The sequence below is a fragment of the Mycobacterium sp. genome, from assembly GCF_039583785.1.
In the GTDB taxonomy this organism is placed as follows: Bacteria; Actinomycetota; Actinomycetes; order Mycobacteriales; family Mycobacteriaceae; genus Mycobacterium.
On sequence record NZ_JAVKSG010000022.1, the window covers coordinates 1 to 19,751 of the forward strand.

Annotated in this window: 18 protein-coding genes, 1 tRNA gene and 1 pseudogene; 10 read left to right on the forward strand and 10 right to left on the reverse strand. The window is 66.8% G+C overall.

The window, feature by feature from the left end:
* Window positions 1-647 precede the first annotated feature (647 nt).
* Window positions 648-782, reverse strand: a complete 135-nt coding sequence (locus ABDV69_RS09445) for a hypothetical protein (RefSeq protein ID WP_343573509.1) — start codon at window positions 780-782, stop codon at window positions 648-650.
* A gap of 243 nt (window positions 783-1,025) precedes the next feature.
* Here ABDV69_RS09445 and ABDV69_RS09450 point away from each other — a divergent pair.
* Window positions 1,026-1,099: transfer RNA gene (locus ABDV69_RS09450), tRNA-Leu, on the forward strand.
* A gap of 249 nt (window positions 1,100-1,348) precedes the next feature.
* Here the strand turns inward: ABDV69_RS09450 and ABDV69_RS09455 are convergent.
* Window positions 1,349-2,536, reverse strand: a complete 1,188-nt coding sequence (locus tag ABDV69_RS09455) for a PPE family protein (protein ID WP_343573511.1) — start codon at window positions 2,534-2,536, stop codon at window positions 1,349-1,351.
* A 39-nt stretch (window positions 2,537-2,575) separates the two neighbouring features.
* On the reverse strand, window positions 2,576-3,367 hold the full coding sequence (locus ABDV69_RS09460) for a PE domain-containing protein (RefSeq protein WP_343573513.1): 792 nt from the start codon (window positions 3,365-3,367) through the stop codon (window positions 2,576-2,578).
* A gap of 1,312 nt (window positions 3,368-4,679) precedes the next feature.
* On the opposite strand from ABDV69_RS09460, the gene ABDV69_RS09465 reads away from it, so the two are divergent.
* The 4 genes from ABDV69_RS09465 to ABDV69_RS09480 all read left to right on the forward strand — a co-directional run bounded on the left by ABDV69_RS09465 (window position 4,680) and on the right by ABDV69_RS09480 (window position 8,501).
* Window positions 4,680-5,711 carry a YncE family protein gene (locus ABDV69_RS09465; RefSeq protein ID WP_343573514.1) on the forward strand — a complete coding sequence of 344 codons (1,032 nt, stop codon included), beginning with the start codon at window positions 4,680-4,682 and terminating at the stop codon, window positions 5,709-5,711.
* Window positions 5,712-5,820: 109 nt separating this feature from the next.
* Window positions 5,821-7,452, forward strand: coding sequence for a long-chain fatty acid--CoA ligase (locus tag ABDV69_RS09470; RefSeq protein WP_343573516.1), 1,632 nt, complete (start codon window positions 5,821-5,823; stop codon window positions 7,450-7,452).
* A 27-nt stretch (window positions 7,453-7,479) separates the two neighbouring features.
* On the forward strand, window positions 7,480-7,632 hold the full coding sequence (locus ABDV69_RS09475) for a hypothetical protein (protein WP_343573517.1): 153 nt from the start codon (window positions 7,480-7,482) through the stop codon (window positions 7,630-7,632).
* The gene (locus ABDV69_RS09480; protein WP_343573519.1) at window positions 7,632-8,501 is read left to right on the forward strand and encodes a class II glutamine amidotransferase; all 870 of its coding nucleotides are present in this window, start codon (window positions 7,632-7,634) and stop codon (window positions 8,499-8,501) included. Before ABDV69_RS09475 ends, ABDV69_RS09480 begins: the two co-directional genes overlap by 1 nt.
* Before the next feature lie 37 nt (window positions 8,502-8,538).
* On the opposite strand, the gene ABDV69_RS09485 is transcribed toward ABDV69_RS09480, so the two are convergent.
* Both ABDV69_RS09485 and lpqV read right to left on the reverse strand, forming a co-directional pair.
* Entirely contained in the window at window positions 8,539-9,555 is a 1,017-nt protein-coding gene (locus ABDV69_RS09485; RefSeq protein ID WP_343573521.1) for a patatin-like phospholipase family protein, read from the reverse strand.
* 72 nt (window positions 9,556-9,627) lie between these two features.
* On the reverse strand, window positions 9,628-10,059 hold the full coding sequence (gene lpqV, locus ABDV69_RS09490) for a lipoprotein LpqV (RefSeq protein WP_343573523.1): 432 nt from the start codon (window positions 10,057-10,059) through the stop codon (window positions 9,628-9,630).
* Between the two features lie 115 nt (window positions 10,060-10,174).
* Here lpqV and ABDV69_RS09495 point away from each other — a divergent pair, with 115 nt between their 5' ends.
* Both ABDV69_RS09495 and ABDV69_RS09500 read left to right on the forward strand, forming a co-directional pair.
* Window positions 10,175-10,762, forward strand: coding sequence for a cysteine dioxygenase family protein (locus ABDV69_RS09495; RefSeq protein ID WP_343573525.1), 588 nt, complete (start codon window positions 10,175-10,177; stop codon window positions 10,760-10,762).
* On the forward strand, window positions 10,759-11,166 hold the full coding sequence (locus ABDV69_RS09500; RefSeq protein ID WP_343573527.1) for a rhodanese-like domain-containing protein: 408 nt from the start codon (window positions 10,759-10,761) through the stop codon (window positions 11,164-11,166). Before ABDV69_RS09495 ends, ABDV69_RS09500 begins: the two co-directional genes overlap by 4 nt.
* Window positions 11,167-11,204: 38 nt before the next feature.
* Here the strand turns inward: ABDV69_RS09500 and ABDV69_RS09505 are convergent.
* The 3 genes and pseudogenes from ABDV69_RS09505 to ABDV69_RS09515 all read right to left on the reverse strand — a co-directional run.
* Window positions 11,205-11,714: pseudogene (locus ABDV69_RS09505) on the reverse strand (alpha/beta-hydrolase family protein); the annotation flags it as partial.
* A gap of 38 nt (window positions 11,715-11,752) precedes the next feature.
* A complete protein-coding gene (locus tag ABDV69_RS09510; RefSeq protein ID WP_343573529.1) occupies window positions 11,753-12,526 on the reverse strand; it encodes an enoyl-CoA hydratase in 774 nt (257 codons plus the stop codon).
* A 12-nt stretch (window positions 12,527-12,538) separates the two neighbouring features.
* Entirely contained in the window at window positions 12,539-13,576 is a 1,038-nt protein-coding gene (locus ABDV69_RS09515) for an enoyl-CoA hydratase/isomerase family protein (RefSeq protein ID WP_343573531.1), read from the reverse strand.
* A gap of 186 nt (window positions 13,577-13,762) precedes the next feature.
* Between ABDV69_RS09515 and ABDV69_RS09520 the strand changes: the two genes are divergently transcribed.
* A complete protein-coding gene (locus ABDV69_RS09520; protein WP_343573532.1) occupies window positions 13,763-14,614 on the forward strand; it encodes a Bax inhibitor-1/YccA family protein in 852 nt (283 codons plus the stop codon).
* 132 nt (window positions 14,615-14,746) lie between these two features.
* Here ABDV69_RS09520 and ABDV69_RS09525 read toward each other — a convergent pair whose 3' ends face one another.
* On the reverse strand, window positions 14,747-15,964 hold the full coding sequence (locus tag ABDV69_RS09525) for an acetyl-CoA C-acetyltransferase (RefSeq protein WP_343573534.1): 1,218 nt from the start codon (window positions 15,962-15,964) through the stop codon (window positions 14,747-14,749).
* Window positions 15,965-16,035: 71 nt separating this feature from the next.
* Window positions 16,036-16,998, reverse strand: coding sequence for an SGNH/GDSL hydrolase family protein (locus ABDV69_RS09530; protein ID WP_343573536.1), 963 nt, complete (start codon window positions 16,996-16,998; stop codon window positions 16,036-16,038).
* Between the two features lie 200 nt (window positions 16,999-17,198).
* Between ABDV69_RS09530 and ABDV69_RS09535 the strand changes: the two genes are divergently transcribed.
* Both ABDV69_RS09535 and ABDV69_RS09540 read left to right on the forward strand, forming a co-directional pair.
* Complete coding sequence (locus ABDV69_RS09535) at window positions 17,199-18,257, forward strand: alpha/beta hydrolase (RefSeq protein WP_343573538.1); 1,059 nt, start codon at window positions 17,199-17,201, stop codon at window positions 18,255-18,257.
* An 87-nt stretch (window positions 18,258-18,344) separates the two neighbouring features.
* The gene (locus ABDV69_RS09540; RefSeq protein ID WP_343573540.1) at window positions 18,345-19,739 is read left to right on the forward strand and encodes a cystathionine beta-synthase; all 1,395 of its coding nucleotides are present in this window, start codon (window positions 18,345-18,347) and stop codon (window positions 19,737-19,739) included.
* Window positions 19,740-19,751: the final 12 nt, after the last annotated feature.

Below are 19,751 nucleotides of genomic sequence, written 5' to 3' on the forward strand. Positions count from 1 at the left end.
GAGTGGAGAGCGGTGTACCACTGTTCCAACTTGCCGCGGCCAGGCTCGGTGTAGCTAATGGCTTGACGATTTCTTAACGCACACAAGTCGCTGTTCGGCGCGATCGGATGGTCCGGCAGCAGCGCTCGCATCGGTCCGCGCCGCGCGGTGATACGCCGCAAGTTCGTCCGGAAGTAGGTGTCCTTCCGCGAGCGCCGCTTCGCCCGACACCCAGTGGTGCCGCCCGGTGTCGCAGCGTGACGCACCTAAGACTCGACGACCTGGAGCGAAATCCGTTGCCGTGAGCGTGATTGCGTCCGCCGCGGACACCCAAAGCCGACTGGCCTCTGGTGCGATGGCATGCCGGAATGTGGCGGCGTCCTGGCCAGCTGGGCACCCGCTCGCATCCACACGTCCTTGGGCTGGGCAGCGACAACACCGTGACCGTGGTGCCCTTCCGCGTGCGCTGCACCGCGTGCCTGGAGACTCGGGTGCTGTTGCCCGCAGAGTTGCACCTCCGACACCACCGACACCATCGGAAGCGCTTTGACTCACAACCCGAATGGGCTGGGATTCTGGCGCATCGTCACCCGGATCGACCGACCTGATTCACCCGCACGACGGTGGTTGCGCCGCATCCTGCCCGATCATCTGCCGCTGCCCGCCAGTCAGCCGTTGACGCCATCGACGCGCCGGATTCCGCATGACCGTGGCGTGCCGGCGCCGTGCAGAACACACCGCCAACGTGACGACCACGCGGTCATCGCGCCGATCACCAGCTGAAAGTCGAGCCGAAATCCCATCGCATTCACCGCGACGCCGTCGTCGGCATCTTCAGGGCCAGCAAGGGCCCCGGCCCATGATGGTCATTGTCGGTGAGCGCGGGTATCAGGCAGCGGTTCAGCTTCGCGTACCGTGAGCGGGACCGCATAGCCGGTTGATCGCTTCTCGACTTAAGGGCAGAACCCATAACACCGGCTTGGGCCGACCGGGTGGTTCGGGTGCCCGGCCAAGGTCTAAGCGGCTACGCGCTACATTCGGCGCTGGCCCCCATAGCCCAATCGGCAGAGGCAGCGGACTTAAAATCCGCACAGTGTCGGTTCGAGTCCGACTGGGGGCACCGGCATTGGCACTAGCGGCACCCACGACGCGGTGTCAGGTTTTTCTCAGGATGCTTCGCGGCGGTGACCTGCGACGACAAGCCGTTCAGGTCCGCGGCCTCGCGCAATAAGCCCTCCCCGGCGTGCGGCTTTTGCTAACTGGGCGCCGTGTCACCCAAGTTTCGGGAATCCAGGCCAAGTCGAGGCGGCAGCGTCGAGATCAGCGGTCGGTCTCAGGCAGGCGCCGCCGCCCCTCCCCGTCATGTCAATCAGGCGAACACCTGCTTCGGCATGACCCGCGGCTTGACGCCGTAGCGCGGTGCCCCGAAACCGTAGCCGCCCCGGCCCGGAGCCGCCGCGGGCATACCGGCCGGAACGGCGTTCACGCCACCGCCACCCATTTCGGGCTCGCCGGCCCAGCCGTTGCCGGTGAGCGTGGCGGTTTCGTTGACATCCGGGGCGGCGCCCGCCCAGCCGGCCGGCACCGCCATGCCGCCGACTGCCGAGGATCCGCCCACACTGGCGAGCACCCCGGTGGTGCCGCCGAGGGAGCCGCCCACACTGGCCGGGCTGACGCCGCCGACCAGCAGGCCGGCGCCCAGCGCCTCGGGTGCGGCAACATCGGAGGCCACAGCCGCGAGAGGGGCGCTGGCCAGGGTGTGGGCCAGCGACGGTATGACCGCACCCATCATCGGGAAATACCATCCCATGCTGTAGACGGTTTGGTTGATCACTTGTTCCAGGAACGGGTTAGCACCCAAGAAACTGTCGAATTGACTAAACGTGCTCAACGCCGAATTGGCACCCGAGGTACTCGCCGCAGAGGAAGCCAGCTGACCGATGGAGCCCAGCCCGTTGAGGCCGGACTGCGCGCTGCTGCTGGCTGCGTTGCCGGGCGCGGCGGCGGCTTGCGCGAGGGACCCGGCCGGGTTGGTGGTCTGCGGCGCGGGGCTCATCGGCATCAGCTGTGCGGCGGCACTAGATGCGGCCGAGTAGGCATGCATTACCGCGGAGTTAGTAGCCCACATCGCGGCATAGGCGGCCTCTGTCGCGAGGATTGCCGGGGTGTTGACGCCCAGGAAATTCGTCGCTACCAATGCCTGCAGTTGTGCCCGGTTGGCCTCGATCACCGGCAGCGGGACGATGGTGTTGCTTGCGGTCTCGTAGGCGGCCGCCGAGCTCAAGGCCTGGCTGCCCGCCTGCTGGGCTTCCATGGCGGTCTGCTGCAGCCACTCGATGTACTGGCTGGCGGCGCTGGCCATCGAGGTCGATGACGGGCCATGCCAGGTGCTGCCGAGCTCGGAGATCACCGACTGATATGAGGTGGCCGCCTGCTCGAGTTCGGCGGCCAGGCCATGCCACGATGTCGCGGCGCTCATCATCGGCGCGGACCCGGCCCCGGCCTTGATGAGTGCGGCGATCAGCTCCGGAGGCCACGATGCGAAATCAAAACCCATGTTCGTTCATCCTTTCCTTTGAACCCGATCCTTGAAGTGCTAGACGATCGCCGGTTTCGGCGACTTGGGCATCACGGTCGGCTTGACGCCGTAGCGGGGCGCCCCCAGCCCGGCGCTGCGCCCAGGCGAGGCGCCAGCCGGTATGCCGGCCGGCACGGTGGACATCGGTGCGGTTTGGGGGACTGGCCCGGCCCAGTTGGCGCTGACCAGCTTGACCGGTTCGGCGCTTACCGTCGCTCCCGCCCACGTCGGCGGCACCGACAGGCCGCCGACGCTGGATGCCTGCGATGCGCCGGCCAGCACCGGCGCCCCGCCGGACCCGCCCACACCCATCGGGGCGGTGTCGCCGGCCAGCGCAGCGCCGAGTCCGCCCAAGTCGCCGGTGTCCGAGGTAGTCGCGACCGCGGCGGGAAGCAGCTGGCCGGACGCCAGCCCGAGCAGGTCCGAGGAACCCGCCGCGAAGTTTCCGAACCCGGTGTAGCCGATACCGGTGGTGTTGCTGTTGAGGAGCGTCATGACCGTCGTGAACGGATTGGTGGCCGTGGCCGCGTTGCTGCTCTCGGCCGTCGAATAGGACATGCCGCTCTGGCTGAGGGTTTGCACGAACTGCTGGTGAATCGCCTGAGCCTCGGCACTGATCTTTTGGTACAGGCTGCCGTAGGCGGAGAACACTGCCGACTGGAGCGCCGAGACTGGATCGCTGCCGGCCGGGGCCACGCTGGTGGTTGGTGCGGCAGCGGCTGCACTCTGGGTGGAAATCCCGGCGCCGATGGCCTCGAGCTGCTTCGCCGCCGACTCTATATCTTCAGTAATTGCGTTCAGAAACGACATGGCTGTCCTTTGTCCTGTTCTTTCGCTAAGCGGATTGCGCTTGGTGTGAATCGGCCGCCATTGGCCGCTTGACAGGTTAAGCGATCATCGGGCTGGGCAGCCGCGCCCTGACCTGGGTTTGACGCCGGAGCGTGGGGCTGCGAAGTCCATGGCTCCGCGACCGGCCGAGGCGGCCGACGGCATGGTGGTTACCGCGGCCGCGAAAACGAGGTCGGTGGTCGAGCTCGCTGCGGCGGCTGTCGCTGCCGGCGGTGCGTAAACGAACAACATCCGTGTCTCCCGGGTTGAAAAAGACCGCCCCGGTTAGGGGCCGGCCACGATGGTCACCGCGTGCTTGCCCATCGGGGTTGTGTGGCATCAGCGATCCCACCTTCTACCAACCGGGACCGGGAGTTCTCGCTGGTTTACGGCTTATTAACCCAAACAGTGATCTATTAACGTCGACTTGACTGACGTTGCAGGGATTTAACATGCTGCTTTTAGCTCACTCCGTTGCGCGCTCCCGGCCTGGGGCGACGTCGGCAAGCTAAATTCGTCGCTGGCCTCCCTAGCCCCATTGGGGGAGGAGGCGAACTTGAAAACCGCCTAGCGTGGGTTCGAGTCGCACTGAAAGCACAGCTGGACGCCAGTGCGTGCACCGGAAATTCGTTTACTGAAGGTGTCTTGCGGCTCCGGCGTGGATATCGCGCGAATAGTGTTGCTATGCAGCATGATTCGGTGTTTCACGAAGGCGGAACGGCCGCAGTCGGAGCTAGTGCCGACCGAGGAGGAGTGTGACCAGCTGGTTCGGCGGTCGCCGCGGTCGAAGTCGCCGCAGGGGTTGGCGTCGCGGATCATCGTGGCCTGCGGCGAGGGTTTGTTGCGCAGGCATGCGATGACCGCAATGTAGCGGCGACGATGCGTCTTTGAACCCACTGTGATTCAGGACTCTTTCGGTCCGGAAAAGCTGAGAGTTCCTTAGCAATAACTAATCTTGCCTCGGATCGCAGCCAGTTAGCGAACATTGGGAAGTTCCTGGCGAAACGGGTTGCCGTGTTTGCTACTTGAGACCACGGCGCTAGCGGGATCGTTATGCTTTGCGGCGACGGCGTGACGTGGACAACAATCGGTCATGCTGCCCCTAATTCGATGCGACATCGGCCGCTACAATTGTTGGGAAGTGGCGTTTAGCGCTCCTGAATCAAGGATCTGAGCCGGCGGTCGGCGGAAGCAACGGGCCGCACGAGGCGTTGACCGCTCAGATTCCCGATGTCCGCCCACCACGGACCAACACGTATAGGCGGGTACCACCGTGAGCGATGTAGTTCCTGGGTTGAACGAAGTAGAAGGTTTCAGTGCTGTCCGCGAGATCGCGGTCGGTCGAGGCGCGGTCAGCGGGATCGCGGTCAGTGCCGATGGGGGTCTGCTGACCGCGACCCACCACGGCAACGACAGCGTCTCGCTGATCAACACCATCGCCGGCGCGGTGAAGCTGACAGTGACGGACGTCGACGAACCGTTCGCGGTCGCCATGTCTGGTCGGTGCGCGTACGTCAGCAGCGTGTCCGAGGCGCACGACGAGGTCCTGGCCTTCGACACCGGCTCCGAGCGCCTCGTCGCGACGTACCCGGTGGAGTTCGGCATCACCGATCTGGCGGTCAGCCCGAACGGGCGGTACGTCTACGCCGGCCGGACCGGCGCCGAGGGCGCTGGCGTCGCGATCCTGGACACCGTGACCCGCAAGCAGGAGTTCGTCCGCATCGACGCCAGCACCGTCGGCTGTGTGCGGCTCAGCCCCGACGGCCGTCGGCTGTACGTCGCGGCCAACAGCGCGTCGACCGCGAAGCTCGTGACGATCGACACCCGGCGCAACTGCGTGATCAGCACCGTCGGCATTGGTTCGCCAATCCGCGATATCGCGCTCAGCCCGAATGGCGCCATCGCCTACGTGGGGAACTGCGGTCCCGACTTCGGCACCGTGCTGGACATCTTGGACGTCTCAGACACTCGGAACTCGACCGTCAACGCCACCTACAAGATCGGCGACGCCGCGGGATCACTCGCGCAGCTGACTGTGAGCCGCAGCGGTGAGCGGGCCTACCTGGTCGGCGATCAGGACGTCACGGTGTGGTCCACCGTGACCCAGAATGTGCTCGGCAGCATCACGGTGGGCGATCAGCCGTCGTGCGTGGTCGAGAGCCCCGATGGTGAGCGGCTCTACATCGCCGACTACGCCGGTACCGTCACGGTGCTCGAGATCGCCGCCGAGGGGCCGGGCGAGGTGTTCACGCCGGACGACGACTGGACCGCGCTGCCCGGATGGGAGTTCTCCGACCTGCGGGCGCTCGAGCCGACGCCGGCCTAGCGGCGACATCACCGCCATGGCGATGGATCGGTCGTGCAATGATCGCCACCAGGGCGGGCCGTTGGCGGGCCGGCCCGGGTAGCACGGCGCAACCTTAGGCGGTCCAGCGATGTACAGCACGATGCACAGCTCTCCCTTGACGGTCACCGCCATCTTGCGGCACGCCAGTCGCGTGCACGGAGCCCGCAAAGTCTTCACCGCGACCGGCGACGGTTACCGCGAGTGCACCTACGCAGAACTCGGTCAGCGCTCGGCGCAGTTGGCGAACGCGTTGCGCCGCATCGGTATCGACGGCGACCAGCGGGTCGCCACGTTTATGTGGAACAACGCCGAACACCTGACCGCGTACACGGCGGTGCCGGCGATGGGCGCGGTGCTGCACACCCTGAACATCCGGCTGTTTCCCGAGCAGATCGTCTACGTCGCCACCGAAGCCGAAGACCAGGTGGTGCTGGTCGATCTGTCCCTGGCCGCACTGTTGGCGCCGGTCCTCGATGAGCTGAAGACCGTGCACACCGTGATCGCGGTCGGCGACGGCGACCTCGCGGCTCTCGGCGACTCGGGCAAGACGGTGCTGCGCTACGCCGATTTCGCCGACGGCGAATCAGCCGAATTCGACTGGCCGGATGTCGACGAAAACTCCGCGGCCGCAATGTGTTACACCAGTGGGACGACTGGCAACCCGAAGGGCGTGGTCTACAGCCACCGGTCCACTTACCTACACACGATGGCGACCTGCACCAGCAACGGTATCGGCATCGGGTCCAGCGACTCGGTGTTGCCGATCGTGCCGATGTTCCACGCCAACGCGTGGGGCCTGCCGTTCGGGGCGCTGATGGCCGGTGCCGACCTGGTGCTGCCTGACCGGCACCTGGACGCCAAGTCGCTGGTCGACATGATCGAGACGCTGCGGCCCACCATCGCGGGCGCCGTGCCGACCATTTGGAACGACGTCATGCACTACCTGGAGAAGAACCCCGGCCACGACGTGTCCTCGCTGCGCCTGGTGGCCTGTGGCGGGTCGGCGGTGCCGGTGTCGCTGATGCGCACGTTCGAGGACCGGCACGGCGTCCAGATTCGCCAGTTGTGGGGCATGACGGAAACGTCGCCGACCGCCAGCATGGCGTGGCCGCCACCGAACACCCCTGAAGACCAGCACTGGGCTTTTCGTGCCACCCAGGGCCAGCCGCTATGCGGTGTCGAGGTCCGGATCGTCGACGATGACGGGCAGGTGCTACCCAACGACAACGAGGCCGTCGGCGAGCTCGAGGTCCGCGGTCCGTGGATCACCAGCTCCTACTACAACGGCCACGACGAGTCCAAGTTCGACGACGGCTGGCTGCGCACCGGTGACGTCGGCCGCCTCGACGAACACAGCTTCATCACCCTGACCGACCGCGCCAAAGACGTGATCAAATCTGGTGGCGAATGGATTTCGTCGGTGGACTTGGAGAACGCCCTGGTCGGACATCCGGATGTGGTCGAGGCCGCGGTGGTCGCCGTCCCCGACGAGCGCTGGCAGGAACGCCCGCTGGCCGTCATCGTCGCCAAGGAAGGATCCAGCGTCAACGCCGAGGACTTGCGAACGTATTTGGCCGACAAGGTTGTTCGCTGGTGGTTGCCGGAGCGGTGGACGTTCGTCGACGAGATTCCGCGCACCAGTGTCGGCAAATACGACAAGAAGACCATCCGATCCCGGTACGCCGATGATGTCTACGAGGTCAGCGAAGCGCGCGGCTGACGGGAACGCGAGCTATCATCTGCTCGCATGACACGAACCCTGGCTGTGAGGCAATCGCGGGTCATTCCGATCGGCGTCGACCAGGCTTTCACCGGAACCCTGCCGACCACCGGCACGTGGCACTGGAACAGCTACCCAGGCCAGTCGCTGGCGACACTGTCGACCGAGTTGACACGCTGATGTGCCGGCTTTTCGGGCTGCACGCCGGCGCAAACGTTGTCACCGCCACGTTTTGGTTGCTCGACGCCCCGGACAACCTCGCCGAGCAGAGCAGAGCAAATCCCGACGGCAGCGGGCTCGGGGTCTTCGACGGCCAAGGTCGTCCGCAGGTGGACAAGCAGCCGATCGCCGCGTGGCAGGACGCCGAGTTCACCGCCGATGCGCACGAACTGACCGGCACCACTTTCGTCGCACACGTGCGGTACGCGACCACCGGAGCGCACGCGGCCGTCAACACCCATCCGTTCTTACAGGACGACCGCATCTTCGCGCACAACGGTGTTCTGGAAGGCCTTGACATTCTCGACGAGCGGCTTCGTCAATTAGGCGTTGCCGACTTGGTTTTGGGACAGACCGATTCCGAGCGGATGTTCGCGTTGATCACCGCGTCGATCAGGACGCACGACGGCGACGTCACCGCGGGCCTCGTCGAAGCGATGACATGGCTGGCCGACAACGTACCGGTCTACGCGGTCAACATTCTTCTCAGTACGGCCACCGACCTCTGGGCGCTGCGTTACCCGGAAACGCACGACCTGTACGTCTCGGACCGCCGTGAGATTCCCGCACAGAACCAATTCCATATGCGCACCAACCGGATTCGGGCGGAATCGCACCATCTGCGCGACCGCCCGTCGGTTGTCTTCGCGACCGAGACGATGGACGACGCCGCGCGCTGGCAACTTCTCGAGCCTGGTGAACTCGTCCACGTCGATGCGGGCCTCGCTATCAGCCGCGATCTGGTGCTGCCGGACCCACCGCGACACCTGCTGCGGGCTGCGGACCTCAGCCCCGAGGCCCAGGCCTCGATGCACCCGACCGTTGGATGACCGCCCGCGTGTTGGCGGGGCGACGTCGCCGGAATCGTCAGGTAACTCGGCGATTCATATCCACGGTGTCCAGCGCCGCCGCTGCCAGCTCGCGTCCGACTTCGATCACCTCGGCGGCCCGGTGGAATTCGAGGCTGCGGCAGGCCGATCGGGGCACCTCGATCAGCAGGTCCGGGGGATAGGCGGCCAGCGCGTGGCGGGCCAGCGCCGCCTGGGCGATGTCGATGGTCCGGTTCATCACCTCGAAGCTGCCCAGCTTGGGCACCTCGGGTTCGTCGACCGAGTAGTCCGCGGCCGGATCGTCGCCGGGGTCGGCGTCCTCGGGGCTCGACGCGCCGAACCGGTTCAGCACGTTGCGCGCCGTCGATGAGTCGAACAGCGCGGAGGTGCTGCTCAGGACCCAGTTGAGCCACTCTCCCGACGATTTCGGCACGGGTTCGGGTTTATCGCCGGTCTCGCTGCCCGACAAGCTGACCGCGATGGTCAGATCGGCGTTGACGGCCGCGATCGGCGCCATCGGCAGCGGATCGAGGATTCCGCCGTCGGCCAGCAGGCGCCCGTCGAGAGCATGCGGCGCGATGACGCCCGGAATCGCGATGGATGCCCGGATGGCCTCGTCGACCGGCCCGCGCTGCAGCCAGACCGACTTACCGGCCAGTAGATCGGTGGCCACCGCGGTGTAGGGGATTGGCAGTTCCTCGATGGTGACGGCGCCCAGGATGTCGCGCACCGCGTCCAGGATCTTCTCCGCGCGCAGCACACCGGCGGCCGTCAGCGTCGGATCCAGCAGTCGCAGGATCGCGCGCTGCGTCAAAGACCTTGCCCACTCGGCGAATTCGTCCAATCGGTCGGCCGCCTGCAACCCGCCGACCAGCGCGCCCATCGACGAACCGGCGACCCCTACGATCTGATAGCCGCGAGCGTGCAATTCGTGGATCACCCCGATGTGGGCATATCCGCGGGCGCCGCCACTGCCGAGCGCCAACGCGACCCGCGGCCGCGGACCGTCGAGGAGCCCGGGTCCCGGCTCGGAAACGATGTCTGAGTCGGTCATGGCCTACATCTTTGCCTGCGCGGAGCGGGTTTTATCAATCGTGATCCGAATTGCGGCGCACACCCTCAAGGCTCATCCGCATTCCCCGCCGGCGGCCGCTTGGGCCGCGACAATGACCCCGGCCTGCCGGGCCATCGGCAGGGCCGCCCAGGCGATGTTCCAGGTACCCGGCCCGACAACGCCGGGTGTCTGCACCGCCGCCAGATACCTTTCGGTCAGCGTCCGCCGGTCGCCCGGATGGGCCTGCATCCACACCGTTGCCGCATGACAGGCCTGGAAATACTCCTCTTCGGTCGAGTGTGCGGGCACGTCGATCTTGGTCGTGACGCCAGCCGGAGACCTGAAGACCACACCAGGCGTGGTGGTCGCCGCCGCCCTGGTTGTGCCGGAGGGCGTGATCGGTGGGGCTTTCGAGCCGTGGGCTGAGCACGCGGCCGCGGCCGCTGCGAGTGTCAGGGCAGTAACCGTGCCTGCCGGCAGGGGTGCAACTGGGCGACGCCACATCCGGTCAATCTATGCAACACTGGCGGCCATGACGCAGCGAACCCGGATTTGTGAGTGTTGTCGGCCCTAACCTGCCGCCGCCCTTTCATACCCCCGTTCGCCCTGGAGTTCCTGCATGTTTCCCGCAAATCTGGTTGCTGCCCCCGTCCGATCCCGACCCTTGCCGCCGCGCGCCGTTCCCGGCCCGACTCGGCTGCGGCTGGCCGACCTGCTGCACATCACCGACCGGACCGCTGCCGAGGTGCTCAGTGGCCAGTACGAGCACATCGTCCCGCCGGGTGGCGTGCCGACCGACGAACGTTGGTTCGCCCGACTGCACGGCGACGACGAGGTCGACGTCTGGCTGATCAGCTGGGTGCCCGGGCGTCGCACCGAATTGCACGACCACGGCGGATCACTCGGTGCGGTGACGGTGCTGTCTGGGTCGCTCGACGAATTCCGTTGGGATGGAGCGCAACTACGCTGCCGACGGCTGGCGGCCGGCGATCAGGCCGCCTTCCCGCTGGGCTGGGTGCACGACGTGGTGTGGGCGCCGACCGGTCCGCGCACCTCGGCGACGTCGCTGTCCGGGCCACCGGAGCCGTCGCTGAGTGTGCACGCGTACTCGCCGCCGTTGACGGTGATGTCCTACTACCAGGTGACCGATCGACATCGCCTGCGGCGCAATCGAACTGAACTGACCGACCAGCCGGAGAAAACATGAGTCGGATCGACCGCGTGCTGGCGTCGGCGCGAACGCGGTTGTGCCGATTGGCCGCCGAAGAGGTGCCGGCGGCGCTGGACCGGGGCGCATTGCTCGTCGACATTCGGCCGCAGGCCCAACGGGCGCGCGAAGGCGAGGTGCCGGAGACGTTGAATGCGCTTGTCATCGAGCGAAATGTGCTGGAGTGGCGATGCGATCCCACCAGCGATGCCCGTCTGCCGCAAGCGGTCAGCGACGACGTGGAATGGGTGGTGCTGTGCTCGCAGGGCTATACCTCGAGCCTCGCCGCGGTCGCGCTGCAGGACCTCGGACTGCACCGCGCGACGGACGTCATCGGCGGTTACCAGGCGCTGCTCGCGGCCGGGATGCTCAGAGTGTCCGACGGGCCAGCTACTTCGACCTGAAAACCAGTGGGATAATCGCAGCGTCGGTTGACCCGGCGTTAGCCGTCGCTGGCGCGCAGCAGGGGGCGCAGCCTGGCCGTCTTCTCCGGTGTCCACCCCGGTGGTTGCAGCACCGCAGCCCAGCCGTCGGCCACGTCAGCGACATACACGTGACCGTGGCCCTGCGGCACATCGGTGGCGACCGCCATATCCGCCGACACCTGCAAGAACGTCACGACCGGGATCCACGTCGTCTCGGGAAGCAGGTCTTAGCACCGCTTTTCGCGCAACCAGTCCGGTTCGCTGAACAGTAGTCCGGGATGCCACCACGCGATCGGATCGGACGCGTGCTGCAGATAGACCACCCGCGGCGTATTCCATTGCAGCTCGGGCCGATTCAGATCCCCTGGACGCGCCACGAAGCGCGCGAACCGGCCGTGATCGTAGAGCGGCAGCCACTCCGGTGAGCCGCGGTCTCTCGTCGCGGTCAGATCGGTCCAGATGGTGTTCTGGAATGTCGGCCCGGAAAACAGTGCGCCGTCGGTGCGGGCCAACACGTTGTTCAGGCTTTCCGGCGCTGCAGCTTCGGCTCGCTCACCCGATGTGCCTAGCGATGGGTGAAGTTGGGTGGCCGCTTCTCGATGAACGCGGCCATGCCCTCGGCCTGGTCGTCGGTCGCGAAAGCCGAATGGAACAGTCGGCGTTCGGAGAGCAATCCTTCGGTCAGTGTGGTTTCGTAGGCGCGATTGACGGCTTCCTTGGCCATCCGTGATGCCGACCGCGACATCTGCGAGATGGTGGTGGCGACGGCCTTGGCCTCGGTGAGCAGGTCGGCGGCGGGCACCACGCGCGCGACCAGGCCGCTGCGTTCGGCTTCGTCGGCGTTCATGGTGCGCCCGGTTAGGATCAGGTCCATGGCCTTGGCCTTGCCGATGGCCCGGGTCAGCCGCTGCGAACCGCCCATGCCGGGCAGCACGCCCAGCTTGATCTCGGGCTGGCCGAATTTCGCGGTGTCGGCGGCGATCAGCACGTCACACATCATCGCGAGTTCGCAGCCACCGCCGAGCGCGTAGCCGGCCACCGCGGCGATCGTCGGGGTGCGCACCGCGGCCAGTTTGGCCCACGGGGCGAAGAAGTCGGCGTCGAACATCTCCGAGAACGACAGGGCTGACATCTCCTTGATGTCGGCGCCTGCGGCGAACACCTTCTCCGAGCCGGTGATGACGATCGCCCCGATGCCCGGGTCGTTGTCGAATTCGGCTGCCGCGGTGGTGACTTCGTCCATCACCTGGCTGTTGAGTGCGTTCAGCGCCTTGGGTCGGTTCAGCGTGATGATGCCGACTCGCTCGTCGCGCTCGACCAGAATCGTTTGGTAAACCATGGGTGCCTCTTCCTAGAAGGTCAGCTCGTCGTCGACGGGCGCGAAATATGCCTCGATGTCGGCCGCGGTCACCTGCTTCAGTGACGCCGGCGACCACGTGGGGTTGCGGTCCTTGTCGACCAGTTGGGCGCGGATGCCCTCGACCAGGTCGTGTGAGCGCAGCGACGCCGAGGACACCCGATAGTCCTGGGCCAGAACGTCTTCCAACGTGTCCAGGTCGGCGGCGCGGCGTACCGCCTCCAGCGTCACCGACAGCGCGATGGGAGAGCGGGTGGCGATCAGGTTCGCGGCGCCGTTTGCGGGTCCGGTGTGGTGGTCGCGCAGACTGGCGACGATGTCGGCGACGGTGCCACCGGCATAGCATTCGTCGATCCAGTCACGTTGGGCGGCAAGCTCACTGGGTGGCGGTTCGACGGCGTGGTTGGCGATCGCCTGTTCGACGCCGTCTTCGGCGATGGCCCGGGTCAACGCGTCCAGCTGGTCGTGCGGGACGAAGTGGTCGGCGAAGCCCAGCGCGATCGCATCGGCCCCGGAGAACGGCGCACCGGTCAGCGCGGCGTGCAGACCCAGCGACCCGGGCGCGCGGGAAAGCAGGTATGCCCCACCGACATCGGGGATGAATCCGATGCCGACCTCGGGCATCGCCATCTTCGTCGTATCGGTCACCACGCGGGTGTTGGCGTGCGCGGCCACCCCGACGCCGCCGCCCATCACGATGCCGTCCATCAACGAGACATACGGCTTCGGGAACCGGCCGATCTGGCCGTTCATCAGGTATTCGTCGTACCAGAACCGCCGCGCCTGCGCGCCGTCCGCGCGGGCGCTGTGATAGATCGCCACCACATCGCCGCCGGCGCACAGGCCGCGCTCGCCGGCCCCTTCGAGCACCACCGCGCCGATCGAAGAGTCCTGCTCCCAGTCCGTCAGCACCGCGCGCAGCCGAGCGACCATGCTCTGGTTCAGCGAATTGATGGCTTCGGGCCGATTTAGCGTCACAAAGCCGATGCCGTTGTCGACGCGGCTGAGAATGTCGTCGGATTCGTCCGTCACGCGCGCAATCTTCCTGGTCGAATGCTGCTCGGGGCCTGACGAGCAATCTAGATCGTTACCGCCGCCGAGGTCTCCGCGGGTAAGGTCTATCTGAAGTAGCTTCCGCCGGGAACACGGCTGGACTACCGTTCGTTGATCAGTTGTCCGACAGCTTTGAAAAGTTATAGCTCACGAGAGGAACCGACGGTGCGGGAGACCAGTAACCCCGTATTTCGTTCGCTGCCCAAGCAGCGCGGCGGATACGCGCAGTTCGGGAGTGGCGCCGCGGGCGCCGCTACCCAGTCAGTTCATCAGGCCGACCCCTATGCTCCGTACGTTGACCAGCGGGCCGGCGTTTCCCGTCCGCTCACCATCGACGACGTTGTCACCAAAACCGGTATCACCCTGGCGGTGCTGTCTGCCGTCGCGGTCGTCTCGTACTTCATGGTCGAGGCCAACCAGGCGCTGGCCACCATGTTCACCTTCGGCGGCGCGTTCGGCGGTCTGGCTGTCGTGATGATCGCGACGTTCGCCCGCAAGCAGGACAACCCGGCGGTCGTGCTGACCTACGCCGCGCTGGAGGGCCTGTTCCTCGGGGCGATCTCGTTCCTGTTGGCCAACTTCACGGCCGGCGGCGCGAACGCCGGCGCGATGATCGGGCAGGCGATTCTGGGCACGCTCGGGGTGTTCGTCGGGATGCTCGTGGTCTACAAGACCGGTGCCATCCGGGTGACGCCCAAGTTCACCCGGATGATCGTCGCCGGCATGTTCGGTGTCCTGGTACTGATGCTGGGCAACATGGTGCTGGGCATGTTCGGCGTCGGCCACGGCGAGGGCATGGGCCTTCGCAGCGGCGGCCCGCTGGCCATCATCTTCTCGCTGGTGTGCATCGGCATCGCCGCGTTCAGTTTCCTGATCGACTTCGACGCCGCCGACCAGATGATCCGCGCGGGTGCGCCGGAGAAGGCCGCTTGGGGTATCGCACTGGGCCTGACCGTGACCCTGGTCTGGCTGTACATCGAGATCCTGCGGCTGCTCAGCTACCTGCAAAACGATTAGCGCTGCACACCAAAAAAGCCGGCACGCACCTCGCGTGCCGGCTTTTTTGGTCCCTGACGCGCGTTGACTCTGCGCTGGCGGTGCACACCACTCGCACCTTTACGCCACAGGCGCAGAGTCAACGCCACACAGTCAGTTCAGCCGCTCGATGATCAGCGCCATGCCCTGACCGCCGCCGACGCACATCGTCTCCAGGCCGAACGTCTTGTCGTGGGTTGTGAGGTTGTTCAGCAGCGTGGTGGCGATGCGGGCGCCGGTCATGCCGAACGGGTGGCCCAAGGCGATCGCGCCGCCCGAGACGTTGAGCTTGTCCTCGTCGATACCCAGCTCGCGGGCGGAGCCGAGCACCTGCACCGCGAAGGCCTCGTTGATCTCGAACAGGTCGATGTCCTTGACCGACAGGCCGGCCCGCTGCAGGGCCATCTTGCTCGCCTCGATCGGGCCCAGGCCCATGATCTCCGGGGACAGGCCGCTCACACCGGTCGACACGATGCGGGCCAGCGGCGTCAGCCCGAGTTCCTTGGCCTTGGTGTCGCTGGTGATCACCACCGCGGCGGCGCCGTCATTGAGCGGGCAGGCGTTGCCCGCTGTCACGGTGCCGTTGGGTCGGAACACCGGCTTGAGCTGGCTGATTTTCTCGTAGGTCGTTCCCGGTCGCGGCCCGTCGTCGGTGCTGACCGTGGTGCCGTCGGGCAGCGTGACCGGGGCGATCTCACGCTCGAAGAAGCCGGCCTTGATCGCTTCCTCGGCGCGGTTCTGGCTGCGCACGCCCCAGTGGTCCTGGTCTTCGCGGCTGATCCCGGTCATGATCGCGACGTTCTCCGCGGTCTGACCCATCGCGATGTAGACGTCGGGGAGCGCGTCGTCCGTGCGGGGGTCGTGCCAGTCGGTGGCGCCCTCGGCGGCGGTGTCCGTCCGCTGGGCGGCCTCGTCGAACAGCGGATTCTTGGTGTCTGGCAACGAGTCCGAGCTGCCCTTGACGAACCGGGACACCGTCTCGACGCCCGCGGAAATGAACGCATCGCCTTCGCCGGCCTTGATCGCGTGGAAGGCCATCCGGATGGTCTGCAACGACGACGAACAGTAGCGGTTGACGGTGGTGCCCGGTAGGAAGTCGTAGCCGAGTTCGACGGCGACCACGCGGGCCATGTTGAAGCCCTGCTCGCCACCGGGCAGGCCGCAGCCCAGGATCAGGTCGTCGATCTGGTGGGGGTTGAGCGCCGCCACCTTGTCGAGCGCGGCGCGCACCATCTGCGCGGCCAGGTCGTCGGGTCGCATGCTGACCAGCGACCCTTTCATCGCGCGCCCGATCGGCGAGCGGGCAGTTGAAACGATGACGGCTTCTGCCATGTCGGCTCCATCCATGGGGGTTTGGGTCTCGCCCCGAATCTAGCCGGGATACCGCGCAGGATGTTAACGGCCTAGCCGGAAGCGGGTACGACGATGGGCGCCGGCACGCCCGTGGTGGGTCGCCGCCATAGCCGCGACAGCAATCGCAGCATGGAATGGCCGGGGCCGGCTTCGGTGCCCGACGACGACGGCAGGCCGGGCAGCGGCTCGTCGGCCCAGTCGCCGAGCGTGTGACACAGCGCCGGCAGCAGCTGGCTGGCGGCCAGGGCATAACCGGCGGCTGACGGGTGGAACTGGTCGTCGGACAGCATCAGCTCCGGCGCATGCTTGAACTCGTCATTGACCAACGAGGCCAGCGGCACCGGTACCCCACCGGCCGACCGCACGGCACCCGATTGGGCGCGTGCCAGCCGCAGACCCAGGGTGCGCACCGTCCACCGCAGCGGCTGCGGTATCGCCCTGACCACACCGAAATCGGGGCAGGTGGCGACGACCACCTCGGCACCGCTGGCACGCAACCGCCGCACCGCCGCGCCGAGGCGACGCGCGGAGGCGCCGATGCCGTTCAACCGGGTGACGTCGTTGGCGCCGACCAGGATGACCGCCGCGTCCGGCGGCGGCCCGGCCACAAACATGGCGTCGACCTGTCCGGACAAGCCTTTGGAGGTGGCTCCGACAATTGCCTTGGTGCTCAACCGGATCCGTTTGCCGCTCTGCTCGGCCAGCCCGCGGGCGATCAGCACGCCGGGCACCTCGTCGGCGGTGCGGCAGCCGTAACCGGTCGCCGTCGAGTCGCCGAAGATCATCAGGTGCAGGTCGACGTCCATCCCGCGTTGCCAGCGCTGCACCGGACCGCCGCCGGGGGAGTAGACGCCGTCGGCCCGGGGCGGGACTTCCCACGATTTGGGGATGACGGTGCGCGCCTTCGCGGCCTGCCCGATCAGCAGGTTTCGCGCCCCCACGTAGGCGGTGCCGGTCGATGCCAGCGCGCCCGCTGCGGCCAGCGCGACCATCGAACGTGCACGTCTTACCACACGATCAGTTTATGTTGCGGATTCCTCGTCGGCAGGGAGCCCCGGGCCTGCGGGATTACGGGTCGGAGCAATCTTGATATCGAATCAGGCTCTTTGATTGTTGAAATTTTTTAAGGTGTCAAGCTGAATTCACGAAGTCGTCCAGGGAACTCTGGAACTGCTTCGTCGACATGCACTACAACGGCGTAGGAGTGTTGAGCATGACCACACCGAGCAAGGTTTCGGGTTCGCCCCGCACCCCCGTTCGCGCCCGTGACGTCCTGCGGGCTCGCAGGTTTGCGGACAACGGCGGTAAGCCCGTCGAGGTGGTCGAGAGCGGGCCCAGCCTTGCCGGCATGATGGCCGCGCTGGCCTGCAAGCTGACGATTCGCCCGGCCCTCGGCGTAATCAGCTCTATCCCGTTCGTCCCGTTCCCGTTCGGCATCGTCGACGCCGTCTGCCGCGCGTTGCTTCCCGGCCCCGGCACGGTCCGCAAGACGGTCAAGTTGCCCCACTGCGACGCGCAACTGGTCCGTGCCCCCGGCGTGCTGCCGGCCGACGGCAAGCGGCGGGTGGTGCTGTATCTGCACGGCGGCGCCTTCCTGACGTGTGGGGTCAACTCGCACAGCCGAATCGTCAACGCGCTGTCGAAGTTTGCCGACTCCCCGGTGCTGGTGGCCAACTACCGGCTCATCCCGAAGCACTCGGTCGGCCAGGCGCTGGACGACTGTTATGACGCATACCGCTGGCTGCGGCTGCGCGGGTACCAGCCGGACCAGATTGTGGTGGCCGGCGACTCGGCCGGCGGATACCTGGCTTTTGCGCTGGCGCAACGGCTTCAGCAGGCGGACGAGGAACCGGCGGCACTGGTCGCGATCTCGCCGCTGCTGCAGCTGGCCAAGGAGCCCAAGCAGTCACACCCGAACATCAAGACCGATGCGATGTTTCCGGCCAAGGCTTTTGACGCGTTGTACACCTTGGTGGACAAGGCAGCCCGCAAGAACGTCGTCGACGGCGAGCCCGAGCAGCTCTACGAGCCGCTGGACCACGTCGAGCCGGGGTTGCCCCGGACGTTGATCCACGTGTCGGGTTCGGAGGTCTTGCTCAACGACGCCCGGCTGGCGGCCCGTGCTCTCGCGGCGGCCGGCGTGCCGACCGAGGTGCGGGTCTGGCCCGGCCAGATCCACGACTTCCAGCTCGCAGCGCCGATCGTTCCCGAAGCCGCGCGGTCGTTGCGGCAGATCGGCGAGTACATCCGCGAGGTCACCGGCGGAGGCTGATTGCCGCCTCCTCCTCGGGCCGTGGGCGGCCCGCATCGTCGCCGGGTAGCTGTACGTGGCGCCGTCGCACCTGAGACGATCTAGCCCATGCGTATCGCGCGGCACATCAGTGAACTGATCGGAAACACCCCACTGGTTCACCTCAGCTCGGTCGTGCCGCCGGGTTCGGGCCGGGTGGTGGCCAAGGTCGAGTACCTGAGTCCGGGCATGAGCAGCAAAGACCGGATCGCGGTCAAGATGATCGACGCCGCCGAGGCCGGCGGAGAACTCAAGCCGGGCGGCACCATCGTCGAGCCGACCTCCGGGAACACCGGCGTCGGCCTGGCCCTGGTCGCTCAGCACCGTGGCTACCACTGCGTGTTCGTCTGCCCCGACAAGGTCAGCGAAGACAAACAGAACGTGCTGCGGGCCTACGGCGCCGAGGTGGTGGTGTGCCCGACCGCCGTCCCACCCGAGCATCCGAACAGCTACTACAGCGTTTCCGACCGGCTGGTCCGCGAGATCGACGGCGCCTGGAAGCCCGACCAGTACTCCAACCCGCAGGGCCCGGCCAGCCACTACGAGACCACCGGGCCCGAGATCTGGGCCGACACCGACGGACGGGTCACCCATTTCGTCGCCGGGATCGGCACCGGCGGGACGATCACCGGCGCGGGCCGCTACCTCAAGGACGCGTCCGGCGGAAAGGTCCGCGTGATCGGCGCCGACCCGGAAGGCTCGGTGTACTCCGGCGGCGCCGGTCGGCCCTATCTGGTCGAGGGTGTCGGCGAGGACTTCTGGCCGCCGGCCTATGACCCCGAGGTTGCCGACGAGATCATCGCGGTCTCCGACTCGGACTCGTTCAACATGACCCGAAGGCTGGCCCGTGAGGAGGCCATGCTGGTCGGCGGCTCCTGCGGCATGGCGGTGGTGGCTGCGCTCAAAGTCGCCGAGCAGGCCGGTCCCGACGCGCTGATCGTCGTGCTGCTGCCCGACGGCGGCCGCGGCTACCTGTCGAAGATCTTCAACGACGCCTGGATGTCGTCGTATGGATTCCTGCGGACCAGGCTGGACGGGTCCGTCGAGCAGCCGACCGTCGGCGACGTGCTGCGGGGCAAGTCCGGTCATCTGCCCGACTTGGTGCACACCCATCCGTCGGAGACCGTGCGCGACGCGATCAGCATCCTGCGCGAGTACGGGGTGTCGCAGATGCCTGTCGTCGGCGCCGAGCCGCCGGTGATGGCCGGCGAGGTCGCCGGCAGTGTCTCGGAGCGCGAGCTGCTCTCGGCCGTCTTCGAGGGCCGCGCCGGCCTGGCCGACGCGGTCAGTCAGCACATGAGCCCGCCGCTGCCGATCGTCGGCGCCGGCGAACAGGTCAGCGCGTTGGCCAAGACGCTGCGGGATCTGGACGCCGTGATGGTCGTCGAGGAAGGCAAGCCGGTCGGGGTGATCACCCGGTACGACCTGTTGGGCTTCCTGTCCGACGGCGCATCACGCAAGTAGCCGTGTCAGGAG

Excerpts from the sequence above, each read along its gene's own strand:
- ABDV69_RS09445 (WP_343573509.1), bottom strand. The coding sequence starts at position 782 with ATGGGATTTCGGCTCGACTTTCAGCTGGTGATCGGCGCGATGACCGCG.
- ABDV69_RS09455 (WP_343573511.1), bottom strand. The coding sequence starts at position 2,536 with ATGGGTTTTGATTTCGCATCGTGGCCTCCGGAGCTGATCGCCGCACTC.
- ABDV69_RS09460 (WP_343573513.1), bottom strand. The coding sequence starts at position 3,367 with ATGTCGTTTCTGAACGCAATTACTGAAGATATAGAGTCGGCGGCGAAG.
- ABDV69_RS09470 (WP_343573516.1), top strand. The coding sequence starts at position 5,821 with ATGTACAGCACGATGCACAGCTCTCCCTTGACGGTCACCGCCATCTTG.
- ABDV69_RS09475 (WP_343573517.1), top strand. The coding sequence starts at position 7,480 with ATGACACGAACCCTGGCTGTGAGGCAATCGCGGGTCATTCCGATCGGC.
- ABDV69_RS09480 (WP_343573519.1), top strand. The coding sequence starts at position 7,632 with ATGTGCCGGCTTTTCGGGCTGCACGCCGGCGCAAACGTTGTCACCGCC.
- ABDV69_RS09485 (WP_343573521.1), bottom strand. The coding sequence starts at position 9,555 with ATGACCGACTCAGACATCGTTTCCGAGCCGGGACCCGGGCTCCTCGAC.
- lpqV (WP_343573523.1), bottom strand. The coding sequence starts at position 10,059 with ATGTGGCGTCGCCCAGTTGCACCCCTGCCGGCAGGCACGGTTACTGCC.
- ABDV69_RS09495 (WP_343573525.1), top strand. The coding sequence starts at position 10,175 with ATGTTTCCCGCAAATCTGGTTGCTGCCCCCGTCCGATCCCGACCCTTG.
- ABDV69_RS09500 (WP_343573527.1), top strand. The coding sequence starts at position 10,759 with ATGAGTCGGATCGACCGCGTGCTGGCGTCGGCGCGAACGCGGTTGTGC.
- ABDV69_RS09510 (WP_343573529.1), bottom strand. The coding sequence starts at position 12,526 with ATGGTTTACCAAACGATTCTGGTCGAGCGCGACGAGCGAGTCGGCATC.
- ABDV69_RS09525 (WP_343573534.1), bottom strand. The coding sequence starts at position 15,964 with ATGGCAGAAGCCGTCATCGTTTCAACTGCCCGCTCGCCGATCGGGCGC.
- ABDV69_RS09535 (WP_343573538.1), top strand. The coding sequence starts at position 17,199 with ATGACCACACCGAGCAAGGTTTCGGGTTCGCCCCGCACCCCCGTTCGC.
- ABDV69_RS09540 (WP_343573540.1), top strand. The coding sequence starts at position 18,345 with ATGCGTATCGCGCGGCACATCAGTGAACTGATCGGAAACACCCCACTG.